Here is a 15,506-nt window from a genome sequence, read left to right as displayed (position 1 = left end):
TTCCTTTATTCCAGAAATCATGTTGTCCGTTTAAGCCACTTATTCATAAATCCCCTGATTCCTGTCAAGGTTCCGGATCCCGGAGTTGCAGGTACAGCCAAATAACGAAGAGCAAGTTTCTCTATATCTTTGGAGGCTTTGGCATTAGGATAAGCTAGACTATAGGGCATTTGCCTTTTAACCGCCTTGACCACCTGGGCGTCCTCTGAAATATACCCAAGCAGCGGAATATCCGTCTGCAAAAACCGCCTTGCCACTCCAGCTATTTTTTCTGCCACGCGTTCCGCTTCTCGTTCGTCTTCCACCCGGTTAACGATCATCCGAAAGGGCGTAGCATTTTCCTGGCCGTGCATAACTTTGACTAAAGCATAAGCATCGGTTATTGAAGTCGGTTCAGGTGTGGTTATAATCAGGCATTCATCGGCAGCACCGATGAACTTCATATTCTCTCTGGAGAGTCCTGCCCCAGTGTCAAAGATGACATAATCCATTTCCTGGGCAATATCCTCCACTTGACTGGCGAAGAACTCCAGATCACGATCAGACAATGAGAACAACTCTTTCATGCCCGATCCTCCAGCAATGTAAGGCAAGCCACTGGCACCCAGTTGTATGATTTCCCTTATAGATTTTTGTCGGTACAATAGGTGGTAAAGATTATAGGAAGAAGACGTACCCATAAGAACATCAATATTAGCCATTCCAATATCGGCATCAAACACAAGTACCTTTTTCCCCAAAGCCTGCAATGCCAAGGCAAAGTTCAGTGTAAAATTGGATTTACCAACACCTCCCTTACCACTGGCCACAGTAATGATTTTCGAGGATCGATTATCTCGCTCAATGCCCTCCAATTCCAATGGCGTGGAGACCATACTTCGAAGTGCAGCTGCCTGATCCTTCATTGTGACCATTCTCCCAGCAACTGTTTAGACAACGAATCTGCATCCGGCTTCAACAAATCGTCCGGAACATTTTGTCCATTTGCCACATATGCGAGCTTGAGTGGAAAACGATGTAACAAGTTGAATAGCGGACCGCAGCTCCCAGTCTCGTCCATTTTGGTGAAAATCACCTTATCCAGACCATATTTACTGAAATGTTCCGTGATCTGAACCATATCAGCACTTTTGGAAGTCATGCTCATGACCAAAAAGGTTTCGCTATTCTCTACAGGAGCAAGCAAACTTTGCAGTTCCGAAACAAGTAACTCATTTCTGTAGTTTCTACCCGCTGTATCCATAAAGATCAAGTCACAATGCTCTAATCGAGAAATGGCACGTTGTGTATCACCGGGCGATTGTACCACCTCAAGTGGAACATTCAGTATAGATGCATACGTTCTAAGCTGTTCTACCGCCGAGATCCGATACGTATCTGATGTAATGAATCCAACTTTACGCTGTTTTTTGAACATTTGTTCAGCAGCCAATTTTGCAATTGTCGTAGTTTTCCCTACACCTGTTGGTCCAGCTACATAGACGATTCGAGTGGTAGGAAGAATCCCCTCTTCGATACGTTGCTCCAAAAAGTGCATGACCTCAAGCTTCACCACTTGTTCTACATCCTGTTCCTTCAATCCATCCTCAGACGATTTTGCTTGAATTGAATCGAACCAGGACTCCCATACTTCAGGCCAGACATCTTGTTCTGTCAAACGTTCTCGGATCGTATGCAGTTCCTCTGGCACAGGGTCCGCAGAAGTACCTTGCTTTGAAAGCCTGGTTACCATCTGTTTAAGATCCTGCAATTCAGTCATCAACTTATCCTGATCCAGGTCTGAAGCTGTTGGCTTTGTACCAGTTGTTGAACCCGAAAAATCCGCCCCTTGTGGTCGCGGTTTATGATCCGTCCTTGAAGAACCTGGGCCGCTGTCTATGTCTGAACTGATATTACGAGATTCAAACACAGACGGCACGGTCGCAGATTGTTCCTGTACACTTTGATCAGCTGTATTCATTGTCGCCGACTCATCAGAAGCCGCAACAAACGAACGAGCTGTTTGCCGATAAGCCTCAGGTACAAATGCACGAGGTACAGGTGTGAATTGATTTTGTACTGGCTTTATCGTTTGCTTGTTTTCTTCCTTATCCACTGCAGCTACAACTTCGATCCGTTTTTTGCGAAACATTCCCATCACACCGCCCACCTTAATCTCTTTGGTGGACAGAATGACGGCATCACTTCCCAGGTCTTTGCGAATTTGAAGCATAGCTTCGGGCATGGTCTCAACAACGTATTGTTTTACTCTCATAAGTTCACCACCCCGATACTTTGAATTTCAACATTCGGCTCCAACTCGCTGTAGGAAAGCACAGGAATGTCCTGCATAGTACGTTCAATAACCTGACGCAGATACATCCGAATGGTTGGAGAAGTTAATACAACAGGTTGTTGACCTGATTGAATCAAACGGTTCACTTGTTCACTCAGCTTCTGATACACACTTTGTGTAGATACAGGGTCTAGCGCGAGATAACTGCCTTGATCGGATTGTTGCACACTTTCAGCAATTTTCTTCTCAAGACCAGGCCCAACCGTGATCACTCGAAGTGTCTCCCCTTTCTGGGAGAACTGCTGAGTAATCTGACGGGAAAGGGATTGTCTGACGTACTCAGTCAGCACATCAGGGTCCTTTGTATACGTACCATAATCAGCCAGTGTCTCGAAGATAGTAACCATATCCCTAATAGATATTTTCTCACGCAACAACTTGGCAAGTACCTTCTGTACATCACCAATCGAAAGTAGAGAAGGGATCAGTTCATCCACCAAGGCAGAATAGTTCTCTCTGAGATTATCCACAAGTGCTTTCGTCTCTTGTCTTCCAAGTAACTCATGCGCATGTTTCTTAATCAATTCCGTCAGATGTGTAGCCACAACGGAAGGTGGGTCAACGACTGTATATCCTGCAAGTTCCGCTCTGTCTTTGGTAACTTCATCAATCCATAGTGCCGGAAGTCCAAAAGCAGGCTCTGTCGTTTCTATACCTGTCACAGACTCCTCATCATAACCTGGACTCATAGCAAGGTAGTGATTCAACAACAGTTCTCCCCCGCCTACCACGTTACCCTTGATTTTGATAACATACTCATTGGGTCTGAGCTGAATGTTATCTCGAATCCGTATGACCGGAACGACCAACCCCAGTTCAAGAGCACACTGCCTCCGAATCATAATGATCCGATCCAATAAGTCTCCACCCTGCTGATTATCAGCAAGCGGGATTAAACCATAACCAAATTCAAACTCAATAGGGTCCACCTGAAGCAGGTTAATTACACTTTCAGGACTTCTAACCTCTTCAATCTGCTGTTCTTCTTCCAACTGTTCTTCCGCTACTTGTTTCATATTCAGATTATTCTGCATACGCCACGCGGCATATGCCAACACACCTGCCAACGGAAGCGTAGTAATAACATGAATTGGTGTGAAGAACCCGAGCATGGCAATAACGAAAGCTACGATATAAATAAGTATTGGATATGTAAACAGTTGCCCCGTAATATCATCTGCCAAGTTTCCTTCGGATGACGCTCTGGTAACGATAAGTCCTGCTGCTGTGGAAATAAGCAGAGCAGGGATTTGGCTTACCAATCCATCTCCAATAGTCAATACAGAGTACGTTGACATGGCATCTGCGAAAGCCATCCCATGCACAGTCATCCCGATAATAAATCCACCAATGAGATTGATCAGGAGGATGATAATACTTGCAATTGCGTCACCTTTTACGAATTTACTTGCTCCATCCATTGCTCCATAGAAATCGGCTTCACGTTCAATTTTGGAACGACGCTCACGAGCTTGCTGCTCGTTGATCAGCCCCGCATTCAGATCCGCATCAATACTCATTTGTTTACCTGGCATCGCATCGAGGGTGAATCGTGCAGCAACTTCAGCTACGCGCTCAGACCCCTTGGTAATAACGATAAACTGAACGACAACCAGGATCAAAAACACAATAAATCCAATCGCAATTTGCCCTCCGGCAATCCAACTACCAAAGGTGGCAACTACAGCTCCGGCATCCCCTTCACCAAGAATTAGCTTGGTTGTCGAAATGTTCAGAGCCAATCGGAATAGTGTAGTGATCAGCAGCAAAGCTGGAAAAATAGAAAACTGCAACGCTTCTTTGCTGTTCATGGCAACAAGGAGTATCATCAGAGCAATTGAAATATTGACGACCAGCAACAAGTCCAACAGCCAGGTCGGGATCGGGAGAATCATCATCAACACAATGCCAATGATACCCGCAAGGACAGCAATATCTTTAATCTTCAATGAATGTACGGCCTCCGATCCCCTTTTATTTCGTTCTGCCCTTTAGTTTATATACATAAGCCAGCACTTCGGCTACCGCTTGAAACAAATCGGCCGGTATGGCGTCACCAATCTCGGCTCTCTGGAACAACGCCCGTGCTAACGGCTTGTTTTCCATCGTAATAACACCGTTTTCTTTGGCAATTTCCTTAATACGCAAGGCGACATAGTCCTGACCTTTGGCAATAATCTGCGGTGCCTCCATCTCGGTACCTTCATACTTTAACGCAACCGCAAAGTGAGTCGGGTTTGTGATGATTACATCCGCATTTGGCACTTCCTGCATCATACGCTGCATAGCCATACGACGTTGGCGTTCCCGGATTTTACCTTTGATCAGCGGATCACCTTCCATTTTTTTGTACTCGTCCTTGATGTCTTGCTTAGACATTCGGATATTCTTCTCATAATCATACTTCTGGTACATGTAATCAAATATCGCAAGTACCAACAGAGCTACCGCAATCTTGACTCCAAGACTTAAAGTAATTGAAGCTGCAAAATGCAAAATGGCATCCATTGAAAAATGAGAGAGCGATGCAATATCGGACTGATAACTCGTAATGGTGCTATACACAAGATAGCCGATGATGGTCATTTTCAAAATGGATTTAGCAAATTCGACCAAAGAACGAAGAGAAAAAATATTTTTAAATCCCTTGATCGGATTCAACTTCTCCAGTTTCGGCTTCAAACCTTCACCTACAAGTAAAAAACCTACCTGCATGTAGTTAACGATCAAAGCAATTAATGCTACACCAAGCAGAACAGGAGCAAGCAATAACATCACTTCTATACCGTATCGCATCATGAGCGACATTACATTTTCGTCAGTGACTTCCATGCTCAACCGATTGATGAAGATATCCGTGAAGAGTCGAACCGTACGCTCCTTGTAAAAATCACTGAAAACCATCATGATTAAAAAAGTGAACAGGAGAATTGAAGCACCAGATATCTCCATGCTTTTGACAACCTGTCCCTTTTTACGTGTATCCTGTCTCTTTTTCGGGGTAGCTTTTTCCGTCTTTTCCCCTGAAAACAACTGGAGGTCGAGTTGAAGTTTCATTCGAATCTTGTCCTCCGTTTCACTCATCCCGGCCTTTGCCCAATGGTCCCAAGCAATTTTTCCATGGATCTGAACATTACTTCGAACAATTGACCAAATACAAAGGCGAAGCTGGGAACCAGCAAAAGCAAAATAGCAAGTCCAACGAGCACTTTAAGCGGCATTCCGACAGCAAACACATTAAATTGAGGAGCCGTTTTTGCCAAAAATCCTAATCCTACATCGGTCAAAAACAAAGCAACTACCATCGGTGCAGCCATCTGAAAAGCAAGCATAAATGATTCACCTAGCGTCCGAATTAAAAATTCAGCAATACTTCCATCGGCCAACCTTAGGAAAAATACATTTGACAACGGGATCCAGCGATAACTGTATACGAGGGCATCCAGCAGATAATGATGTCCATTCATGGTGAGGAATAAAAGTACTGCAAATGCATATTTGAAGTTACCTGTAAGCGGTGCTGAAGCACCTGTCATCGGATCATATACGTTCGCAATACCAAAACCAATTTGTATATCAATAAAAGCACCTGCTGTCTGTACTGCCGTCATCAATAGATACGCAACAAATCCCAAAAGCAAACCAATCAAAATCTCTCTGATGATGAGCAATATATAACTCAGATCTGTGGGTACTGTCTGGTTTATGCCATATATCATATATACAGTCAATGTGACAAAAGCAGACAGTCCAATTTTAACTGAGGCAGGCACATTTCGAGCCGAAAAAACCGGCGCAGTTACAAAAAATGATGTGATTCGACAAAACATAAGCAGAGCGACAGGGAAACTTTGCAATAATGTCTCCATCTGCTAAAGCCTACCCTATGTATCTGTATAGATTATCGAGAATATTGAACGTAAAATCGACCAAGATATTTAAGATCCAAGGTCCAAACAAAAGTACCGCCAGAAGTACAGCAACAATCTTTGGCACAAAAGCTAATGTTTGTTCCTGAATTTGAGTTGTCGCTTGAAAAATACTGATTGCAAGTCCTACAACCAGAGCTAGTATAAGCATGGGTGCACTGGCCAGCAATGACGTGTATACCGCTTTCCCGGCCAGACCGATAATAAATTCCGAAGTCATGACCGTCCTCCTTTAACTTTCCGGATCAAGTGTTAAAACTCAGTAACAGTGACTTGACAACCAGATACCACCCGTCCACAAGGACAAAGAGCAGTATTTTGAAAGGTAATGAGATCATGACCGGCGGAAGCATCATCATTCCCATCGCCATGAGTGTACTCGCGACAACAATGTCTATAACCAGAAACGGAATAAAAATCATAAACCCCATCTGGAATGCTGTCTTCAACTCACTGATTACATATGCCGGCACCATAACAGTAATTGGGATATCCTGGTAGGTCTTTGGTTGTTCAGTCTGATTGTACTTCATAAACAGCAGAAGATCTTTTTCTCTCGTGTGACTAAACATAAATTTCTTTATTGGGTCCGCTGCTTTTTCAAGTGCCTCGGTTTGCGTAAGTTCTCCCTGGAGATAGGGTTGAAGCGCTACCTGATTTATGGAAGACAACGTCGGCGACATAATGAAAAGTGTCAGAAATAGTGCCAAGCCAACCAACACCTGATTGGGTGGCATCTGTTGTGTACCCAAAGATGTACGTACAAAACCTAGCACAATCACAATCCGAGTAAAACTGGTCATCAGTACAAGCATTGCCGGAGCAATACTAAGCACCGTAATTAACAGAATGATGGACAGTGAACTCGTGCTTGGTGTCCCTCCATCACCGTTTCCAATCTGAATATCAATATTCGGAATGGGTTCGGCAAAGGCAACCGTTACAGATGCCAGACTGATAAGTCCTAATAAACAACACGCTAACCAAATCTTTTTCTTCATGAATCCCTCGACCGATCTGTAGTATTGTCTTTATCCAGGAGCTTTTCCATCTTCTCTTTACGGTTAGGCATCTGCCGAAGTTTGGATTCAAACATTTCGTGAAAAGAAGTTGTGTCCTCTAGTTCCATTTCCCTCGGTGGTTCTTCTCTACGGAAACGTTTTGTGAGCTTGGCAATGAGAGGTGAGAGATTCCCTTGTTGTGCAGCAGCATCTCGTTCAAAGGAATCAATGATTCTTTGTGCCTCTTCCTGATCCGAAACCTTGTCTATCAACTGGATGTCTTCACCTACACCAAGCAGATATACACTCCCACCAATTTCTATAATTTGCAGCGACTTGTTTTGTCCCAGTCCGACCCCGCCAAGGGTACGAATTGTGCCGTGCCGAAACATTTGCTGATTCCGTTTGTTTAAGAATCGGATCAGATAAACAATAAGGACCAGGATGACGGCCAGGACAACAATCACCCATACAAGCTGTAAATAATAATTGGCTCCCGCGCTAGTTGTTTCTGGAAAATCACCCTGAGCCATCATCATGTCTCTTAAACGCCCAGTGTCTTGCTAATCGCTTCGATAACCCGATCAGACTGGAACGGTTTAACAATAAAGTCTTTAGCGCCTGCTTGAATAGCGTCGATTACCATCGCTTGTTGACCCATCGCAGAGCACATAATCACTTTAGCGTTAGCATCAATCTTCTTGATTTCTTTCAAAGCTGCAATGCCATCCATCTCAGGCATCGTAATATCCATTGTGATCAGATCCGGACGAAGCTCTTTAAATTTCTCAATTGCTTGTGAACCATCCTGGGCCTCACCAACAACCTCATATCCATTTTTGGACAAAATGTCCCGGATCATCATTCTCATAAATGCAGCGTCGTCTACGACTAAAATTCGGTTTGCCATCTTGATTCAAGTCCTCCCTAAATTGTGCTTATTGTAATTTCTGAATTCGGTCCCATTGGCTAACGATATCTATAACACGAACACCAAAGTTCTCGTCAATAACGACAACTTCTCCTTTGGCGATCAGTTTGTTATTCACCAAAATATCGACAGGTTCCCCGGCTAACTTATCCAGTTCGACAATCGAACCCTGTGACAGTTCCAAAATATCTTTAATTTGCTTCTGGGTCCTTCCTAATTCTACGGTGACTTTAAGGGGAATGTCCATCAATAAATTCAAATTGTTTTCGTCTACCTGGCCATACGCCCCATTTTGCAAATTGGCGAATTGAACTGGTTGTACGTTAACATTCCTATTTGGCATCCCACCGTAATGTTGAGGTGCACCATAAGGTTGCTGCGGTGGCATACCATACGGCTGCTGTGGCGGCATTCCTTGCGGCATTCCCATTGGGGCCTGTCCATATCCGTTATAGTCCTGAACAGGCTGTTGAGGAGCCTGTGGGGGCTGCTGATGCTGAACGGGCGGTTGCTCCGCAACTGGTGGTGGCGTTGCGGGTACGGCTGCTGGTGCAGGTTCAGGTGTTGATGCCACTGGTGCGCTGGCAGTTGACTCCTGAGCGCCTCCAATCAACATATCTACCATGTTTTTGGCAAAATGCACTGGAAGCAACTGCATCAGATTGGAATCGATCAGATCCCCGATTAACAAGCGAAACGAAACTTGAATAAGCGTCTCATCTGCTGGAAGATTACTTACACCCTCTCCACTCTCCAGATTGAGAATATCGATTCCCGGAGGAGAAATATTCACAAAACGATTAAAAATCGTGGACATTGAGGTTGCAGAGGAACCCATCATCTGGTTCATTGCTTCCTGTACCGCACTAATATGGATTTCATTCAGTTCTTCATCGACCGGATTTCCTTCGCCACCCAGCATCAAATCAGCGATGACTTGAGCATCTCTCTTCTTGATAACAAGCGAGTTAATGCCTTCAAATCCATCCACATAATTCACATGAACGGCAACATGCGGCTTAGGAAAAGCTTCTTCAAACTGCGTTCGACTAATGATAGAAACTTTAGGTGTTGTAATATCTACTTTGAGGCCCAATAGCGTGGATAAGGCTGTTGCCGCGCTACCAAATGTAATGTTACCAATCTCCCCCAAGGCATCCTGCTCCAGCTCGGTCAAAAAATCATCAACCGTCTTTTCAGCGGGTTCCGAGCTGTTGATTGATTCCGATTGCCTGAGCAAAGCATCGATTTCTTCTTGGGATAAATAATCCTTACTCGTCAAATTCTTCAACTCCTTCGGTGACAATCTTGTCTATTTGCACAGCCACACGGTCCTTGATTGTCCCCGGACTGCCCATGTATTTCAGTTTGTCACCCACTTTAATGGAAAGTCCCTCATCAACCGGTTTGTTCAACGTAATGACATCACCAACGGACAGACCCAGAAATTCTGCAATTGAAATTCTGGATTCTCCCAATTCCGCAACGATGGGTAACTTGGCTTTGTTCACACGCTCTCTTAAAGCATCAAATTCTTCCGGGGCTCTCGTTTTCTTCTCCGAAACAAACCACTGATGAGTTGACAACCGTGACATAATAGGTTCAAGAACGACATGCGGTATACATAGATTGATCATGCCTGTCGTGTCACCAATTTTGGTACTGAGCGAGATCAGAGCAATCGTTTCATTGGGAGATACAATTTGCATAAATTGAGGATTGGTCTCGAGCGCTTCCATCCTCGGGGAAATATCCAACACGGTCTTCCATGCTTCCTGCAAACTTTCAAATGCACGGCTGAATATTCGCTCCATGATGGTTGTTTCAATCTCCGTCATCGATGCAATCTTGGTCGGAGCACTTCCGGTTCCACCAAGCAGGCGATCCAACATCGCATATCCCACGTTTGGATGGACTTCCATCACCATTCGTCCCTGTAGTGGCTCCGCTTCAAAAATGTTCAATATCGTCATCTTAGGAATAGAACGGATAAACTCATCATAAGGCAACTGTTCGACCTGAACGACATTGATTTGAACGAACGTCCGCAGTTGGGCTGAAAAATAAGTGGTGAGAAAGCGTGCAAAGTTTTCATGAATACGAGTCAAGCTTCTGATATGGTCTTTGGAAAAACGCACTGCCCGCTTAAAATCGTACGATCTGATTTTCTTCTGAGTTTCTTCCTTCTTCAATTCTTCTGCATCCATTTCACCAGAAGAAAGGGCTGCTAATAGGGCGTCAATCTCATTTTGTGATAATACATCCACCATGTTCTCACCCCCTTACAGGTCTACAGCGTGTTCTGTTCATTTACATTGGTGCTATAACAATGTCTGAAAAACTAGTGCTTTTCAATTTCGGCTCAGGCAATGCCTCATTAATTAGACCTGTCAGTTTTTCATTGAATTGTTTCATACCCTTGGCCGTACTCAGTTCCTCAGCCTTGGTGTCTGCGAGTGCCTGAATAATAATGGGCTTCACCGTAATACTTTTAATTTTCTCAAAATCTTCTTTGGCTGTTTTGTCAGATAAGCTGAAAGAAAAACTAACCATAATAATACGATCCGGATCGGCCAGATTCGTTTTAATCTGTGCAAGCTCTGACGATACCTCTACAATCTCATCCGCAGTCATTTTCTTTTCTTCAGCAGCTGCCGCCGTATGTGTGTCGTTCTTGTTCTGTCCTTGCATAAATACAAACACAACCACCACAATGAGTGTTATTGCCAGCAACATGGTTGCAAGCCAGGGCATCATTTTTTTCATCAGGATTCCTCCGTTTGCTGCACTTTAATAGTGGCTGCCTGAACCCCGATTTCACGGTTGTAATCTTTAATCTTGGAAATAACGTCAGCGGCTTTTTCAAGCACAATGAGCCTCTTTCCAGTTACCAGAGTAATATACGTATCCGGCGTCTCTTCCACAATTTCAACCATCAGCGCATTTAACCACATGGGAGAACCATTTAACCGCGTAACCGAAATCATGCTAAGCCCCCTTGATCAGAGTGGGAGGAGCACGCTCCTCCACGTTTTAAAAATTCATGAATCAGCTATTAACGTTTCAGGTTAACAACTTCCTGAAGTATTTCATCCGACGTTGTAATGATCCGGGAGTTGGCCTGGAATCCACGCTGAGCTACGATCATCTCAGTAAATTCACCGGTCAGATCCACGTTTGACATCTCTAGTTGTCCTGTGATGATAGCGCCAGTTCCATTTTCGGCATCATTCGCTGTCAAAATTTCAAGCTCACCATCGGGATTAGCATTTGCTGTCATACGGTACAAGTTACCGCCGATCTTCTCTAAACCTTCCGGATTGACCACTTTTCCAATACCAAGTTGTGCTCCAGCTTCAATTGTACCGTCTGCCATGGTCTGATTAATCGTTCCATCCTGACCAATCGTAAAAGAAACGACGTCGTCTGGAATGGTAATATTTCCGCCACCGTTATCCAGAACAAACAATCCATCCGATGTCAAAAGGTTACGTGCAGCATCCACATGAAAATCCCCCGCACGAGTCAGGTAAGGTACTTCCTGATCTTCACTCAAACGCACCAAGAAAAACCCATCTCCATTAATCCGCATATCTGTCGGGTTGTTTGTAGTCATTGGGCTACCTGCCAGATGCAGCGTATCAATTGAACCTACGGATACACCAAGACCGATTTGTTTCGCATTGACACCACCAGATGCATCTCCAGGGGCAGTTACCCCCGCGGTAGTTTGGCTCATAATATCTTTGAACATAACCCGGCTACCTTTGAAGCCAACCGTGTTTACGTTCGCAATATTGTTACCAATTACGTCGAGTTTGGTTTGAAAACCCCGCATCCCGGAAACGCCTGAGTACATTGATTTCAACATTATTAAAAATCCTCCCAGTCTTCATTTGGTTACCGCATCAGTCGGTCAGCGGCATTCCGGCTCCCGAGAAGGGCCAGCCGGTCAAGAAATGATTACGGCACTATCAATCTGAGTGAACACATTGTCCTTCATGCTTTCACTATCCATAGCTGTAACCACAGTACGATTTTTGACATTGACGATAAAAGCCATATCCTGCATTAAAATCAATGACTCTTTGGCTCCTTTGGCAGCAGCTTTGTCCAACGCAGAACCAATCTGTTCCATTTGCTCGGTTTTGAGTTCAATACCACGCTGTTCCAATCGTTTGGCAGCATGATTGCTCAATTTCAGAAGATTATCTTCCAGCACCTGTGCAAAAGGTTTTTCGGGTGCAGCTGAGGCTTCTCCCGTTTTGGGTCTTTGAAGCATATTCGGTGTAATTGTGCCTGTGTATAATTGTCCAACCGTTATGCGATCACTCATACCGTTTTCCCGCTATCTTCGTTATCACCCGTTTCAGTGGATGATTCTACTTCCTTGCTCTCGTTCGTTACAGGGGCTACGTCCTGAGCGTTCTGTACCGGAGTTTGACTCTCTTCTGCCTGTTTTGGATAATTCACCTGAATGATCTCATCAAGCTTAATCTCGTCGTTGCCCACTTTTGCGTATTGAACACTATCTCTTACAATGATGGAATCCACAATACCCTGACGAAGAGTTCCGTTGTCGTCTTTATTAGAAGAAAGCCAACTTACCTCCATGCCAATCATGCCGGATACAGCGCCAAGTGACTGGTTTAATGTTTTAAGTTGTGAAGAAATATTGACCAGTTGTTCCACTGAGCTGAACTGTGCCATTTGAGCGATAAATTCCTTATCCTCCATTGGCTGCATCGGGTCTTGGTTTTGCAGTTGGGTAATCAGAATTTTTAGAAACTGATCTTTACCTAATTCCTTTGTTGCAGCACTTGTGGTTGCTTTATTGGCTGCCGAATAGTTCGGCCAAGTATTATTTGTTGAAACAATTTCATTAGCCATTTGCTCACCTCATTTCTGTTTAAGCCTTTGCACTAAACGTATCTCTCTGTAATTCATTTCCTTCAACTTGCTCGCTACGCCAGTTACGCAATTCTTCCTGAATTCCTGCTGTAGCTATAGCATCATCCGACTGTTCCTCACGCTCACGCGAACGGCGTTGTTGCTGAGAGTTACTTCCCGGTTGACGGCCTCCGTCCTGATACATCTGTGATCCGATTGAACTGTTCTGGGTAACCTCAAGTCGTTCCACTTGAATTCCCTGGGCTTGAAGTGAAGAACGCAGCTGCGTCATTTGTTGTTCCAGCATGTCTTTGGCCATCGTATGTTCAGTCATAAACCGTGCCACCAATTGCCCATTCTGTAAGGTAATTTGAACGTCCAACTTCCCTAGATGCTCAGGCCGAAGTGAGATGGTCGCCTCGGAAAATCCTTTTTGCTGTACAATATCCAGCTTGTTGACTACAAACTGTGTCATTTCTTTGGCAAACTGTGAGGTTTGCATTACAGGTTCAGCCGGTTTTCCTGCTGTTGTACCTGATGAACGCAAGGACAGCTCTCCCGCAGTAATAATGGTGGAGTGTTCCACTTCACCACCTGCTTTTGAAGCAGATGTTGTCTCAGCCTCATCTTTCACTTGGCTTCCAGAGTTCGTCACTGCCGCAACAAGAACTTGAGGTACGACCGAATCTTGTTTTGACGCTTGAAGTGAAGTCGTTGGAGCGACTTGTACAGCCTGATCCTTAACTGCGGTCAATGTATCCAGTATGGATTTCAGTTCAGTCCATCCCTTGTTACTCCTCGTATCCACTCCAGCCTCTTGAAGCTGACTCTGCAGGGATTGCAGCAGATGTTTGAATTCAGGAGCGTTCTTCGCAACAGTACTCTCAGGTTCATTCATCGCAGCTACTAATTGTGTAAGCACATCCTGCAGAACAAACCTTACTGCTGCCGGATGCTGCGACAGTTCAATTGCAGGTACTATACTCGCGCTTTTCGCTCCATCCGAAGACTCGTCGGAACCTTCTGCGTTCGTACCAGAAGCATCATTTAGTTGTGCATACAACTGTTGAATCAGAGTCTGCAAGCCTGCAAGTAGAGTTGGATCATTTTCCAAAGCTTCATCAAGCGAATCCAAGTCCGTGAACAATGAATTCAGTACATCCGTGATTGATGTCGCTTCCCCTTCTTCTTCACTTGTAGCAAAGGAAAAGACCAACGGATTGGCTGTTAGGCTTCCTGTAGTGCTTGAACTATCACCTTCTGTGTTTCCACCCGATAACGATTGTGCAAGAGTTTGGAGAAATTCACCACTAGCACCTGCAACTGAACCTTTCAATTGTGCTCCAGTGGTCTGACCTGTTGCCGTTGCTTTGGCAGATGCCGTGGATGCCATTTGATATACAATCGACATTTATTTTCACCTCCTCTCCGTTATATCTGTGTAATGAGATCTACTTGTTGCCCATTAATCTGTTCAAAATTTTTGCAGTTTCAACCGAGTCTTCTGAAGACATGTTCTCAAGCAATTGAGAGCGTGTTGCATCATCTACGGAATTAAGAATGGTCAATGTTTTGTCGGGACTTAACTTGTATGTTTCCAATAATAACTTGGCACCACTTGAAGCAGACATCGAAGCAAACGTTTGACTAAGCTGGTTTTTATCCAGGTTTTTGCTTGTGGTTGTGGATGCAGTTGAAGTTGCTGCGGTTTCTTTCTTCAATCTGGATTGCAGTGCATCCAGTGCCAGATCCCCGGACGGTTTGGCATCCTTCATCATCATGGTGACATCGGCTGCGGTTTTTGGGTCCATCTTTTCAAGCACCTTGGTCCGAGCAGATGATTGCATGGCATTCAACAACAATACCATTTCCTCATTCGTCATATTTTGCAAGATCGGTGCAGCTTTGCTTGGGCTCATGTCGGCATACATTTTAGCCAAATCTTTGATTTGCTTTTGATAATCGGATTCTGTTTCCGGCGTTGCTGTTGTAGCCGTTTCAGCGGCTTTTTCCGCATCATCCAACTTCTTCTGAAGTTCCGTGGCCTTCTTCGCTTCGGTTGTTGTTGCTTCCTGTGCTGCCTTGAGCTCTGTTTCTTTGGCAGTTACCTGGGACTTCAGCTTTTCGATTGTGGCTTCAGCACTTTCAACCTGCTGCTCACTCTTCTCCAGCTTCTCTTTCTCCGGATCCAGTACAGGATCAGGTACCCATTCCTTGACTACAGGTATCTTGTTGGCGAATTCAAACAAATTATTACGAATATCTACATTAAATAGCGTAAGTAATACACCTAGCAATACTACGGTGAATACAATCGGGATTGAAATCATGAGAAATTTTTCCCAACCGCCTCCCGACTCTTTTTCCATGTCGCTATCATCTTTAACAGCCATCGTTCATTCCTCCTTCACGAGACAACT

Annotated in this window: 18 protein-coding genes; all 18 read right to left on the bottom strand. The window is 44.4% G+C overall.

Going from position 1 to position 15,506, the window contains the following annotated elements; translation table 11 throughout:
• Positions 1-17: 17 nt before the first annotated feature.
• The 18 genes from ACE3K2_RS07235 to ACE3K2_RS07150 all read right to left on the bottom strand — a co-directional run bounded on the left by ACE3K2_RS07235 (position 18) and on the right by ACE3K2_RS07150 (position 15,479).
• The gene (locus ACE3K2_RS07235; RefSeq protein WP_421888548.1) at positions 18-905 is read right to left on the bottom strand and encodes a MinD/ParA family protein; all 888 of its coding nucleotides are present in this window, start codon (positions 903-905) and stop codon (positions 18-20) included.
• Complete coding sequence (gene flhF, locus ACE3K2_RS07230; protein WP_421888546.1) at positions 902-2,254, bottom strand: flagellar biosynthesis protein FlhF; 1,353 nt, start codon at positions 2,252-2,254, stop codon at positions 902-904. The genes ACE3K2_RS07235 and flhF overlap by 4 nt, the downstream gene beginning before the upstream one ends.
• A complete protein-coding gene (gene flhA, locus ACE3K2_RS07225; protein ID WP_133384326.1) occupies positions 2,251-4,284 on the bottom strand; it encodes a flagellar biosynthesis protein FlhA in 2,034 nt (677 codons plus the stop codon). Before flhA ends, flhF begins: the two co-directional genes overlap by 4 nt.
• A 25-nt stretch (positions 4,285-4,309) precedes the next feature.
• A complete protein-coding gene (gene flhB, locus ACE3K2_RS07220; RefSeq protein ID WP_421888544.1) occupies positions 4,310-5,392 on the bottom strand; it encodes a flagellar biosynthesis protein FlhB in 1,083 nt (360 codons plus the stop codon).
• A gap of 23 nt (positions 5,393-5,415) precedes the next feature.
• Positions 5,416-6,204: a flagellar biosynthetic protein FliR gene (gene fliR / locus ACE3K2_RS07215; protein WP_421888542.1), complete on the bottom strand. Its 789-nt coding sequence runs from the start codon at positions 6,202-6,204 to the stop codon at positions 5,416-5,418.
• Between the two features lie 10 nt (positions 6,205-6,214).
• Entirely contained in the window at positions 6,215-6,484 is a 270-nt protein-coding gene (fliQ, locus tag ACE3K2_RS07210; RefSeq protein ID WP_047842485.1) for a flagellar biosynthesis protein FliQ, read from the bottom strand.
• A gap of 25 nt (positions 6,485-6,509) precedes the next feature.
• Entirely contained in the window at positions 6,510-7,265 is a 756-nt protein-coding gene (gene fliP, locus ACE3K2_RS07205; RefSeq protein WP_133384323.1) for a flagellar type III secretion system pore protein FliP, read from the bottom strand.
• Entirely contained in the window at positions 7,262-7,798 is a 537-nt protein-coding gene (locus ACE3K2_RS07200; RefSeq protein WP_421891050.1) for a flagellar biosynthetic protein FliO, read from the bottom strand. The genes fliP and ACE3K2_RS07200 overlap by 4 nt, the downstream gene beginning before the upstream one ends.
• An 11-nt stretch (positions 7,799-7,809) precedes the next feature.
• Positions 7,810-8,175 carry a response regulator gene (locus tag ACE3K2_RS07195; RefSeq protein ID WP_017689175.1) on the bottom strand — a complete coding sequence of 122 codons (366 nt, stop codon included), beginning with the start codon at positions 8,173-8,175 and terminating at the stop codon, positions 7,810-7,812.
• A gap of 28 nt (positions 8,176-8,203) precedes the next feature.
• Positions 8,204-9,478 (bottom strand): flagellar motor switch phosphatase FliY, encoded by a 1,275-nt coding sequence (gene fliY, locus ACE3K2_RS07190; RefSeq protein WP_091031895.1) that lies wholly within the window; start codon positions 9,476-9,478, stop codon positions 8,204-8,206.
• Positions 9,468-10,466, bottom strand: a complete 999-nt coding sequence (gene fliM, locus ACE3K2_RS07185; RefSeq protein ID WP_421888539.1) for a flagellar motor switch protein FliM — start codon at positions 10,464-10,466, stop codon at positions 9,468-9,470. Before fliM ends, fliY begins: the two co-directional genes overlap by 11 nt.
• Before the next feature lie 40 nt (positions 10,467-10,506).
• Complete coding sequence (locus ACE3K2_RS07180; protein WP_421888537.1) at positions 10,507-10,962, bottom strand: flagellar basal body-associated FliL family protein; 456 nt, start codon at positions 10,960-10,962, stop codon at positions 10,507-10,509.
• Complete coding sequence (locus ACE3K2_RS07175) at positions 10,962-11,183, bottom strand: flagellar FlbD family protein (protein ID WP_017689179.1); 222 nt, start codon at positions 11,181-11,183, stop codon at positions 10,962-10,964. Before ACE3K2_RS07175 ends, ACE3K2_RS07180 begins: the two co-directional genes overlap by 1 nt.
• Positions 11,184-11,251: 68 nt before the next feature.
• Entirely contained in the window at positions 11,252-12,067 is an 816-nt protein-coding gene (gene flgG, locus ACE3K2_RS07170; RefSeq protein WP_421888535.1) for a flagellar basal body rod protein FlgG, read from the bottom strand.
• Positions 12,068-12,148: 81 nt separating this feature from the next.
• The gene (locus ACE3K2_RS07165) at positions 12,149-12,478 is read right to left on the bottom strand and encodes a TIGR02530 family flagellar biosynthesis protein (protein WP_421891047.1); all 330 of its coding nucleotides are present in this window, start codon (positions 12,476-12,478) and stop codon (positions 12,149-12,151) included.
• Between the two features lie 50 nt (positions 12,479-12,528).
• On the bottom strand, positions 12,529-13,086 hold the full coding sequence (locus ACE3K2_RS07160; RefSeq protein WP_421888533.1) for a flagellar hook capping FlgD N-terminal domain-containing protein: 558 nt from the start codon (positions 13,084-13,086) through the stop codon (positions 12,529-12,531).
• A 19-nt stretch (positions 13,087-13,105) separates the two neighbouring features.
• A complete protein-coding gene (locus ACE3K2_RS07155) occupies positions 13,106-14,497 on the bottom strand; it encodes a flagellar hook-length control protein FliK (protein ID WP_421888531.1) in 1,392 nt (463 codons plus the stop codon).
• Positions 14,498-14,537: 40 nt separating this feature from the next.
• Entirely contained in the window at positions 14,538-15,479 is a 942-nt protein-coding gene (locus ACE3K2_RS07150; RefSeq protein WP_421888529.1) for a MotE family protein, read from the bottom strand.
• Positions 15,480-15,506: the final 27 nt, after the last annotated feature.

Source organism: Paenibacillus sp., from assembly GCF_048976745.1.
Classification (GTDB): domain Bacteria; phylum Bacillota; class Bacilli; order Paenibacillales; family Paenibacillaceae; genus Paenibacillus.
Note: the sequence above shows the minus strand (reverse complement) of the source record. Positions and strands in the feature narration are given on the sequence as shown.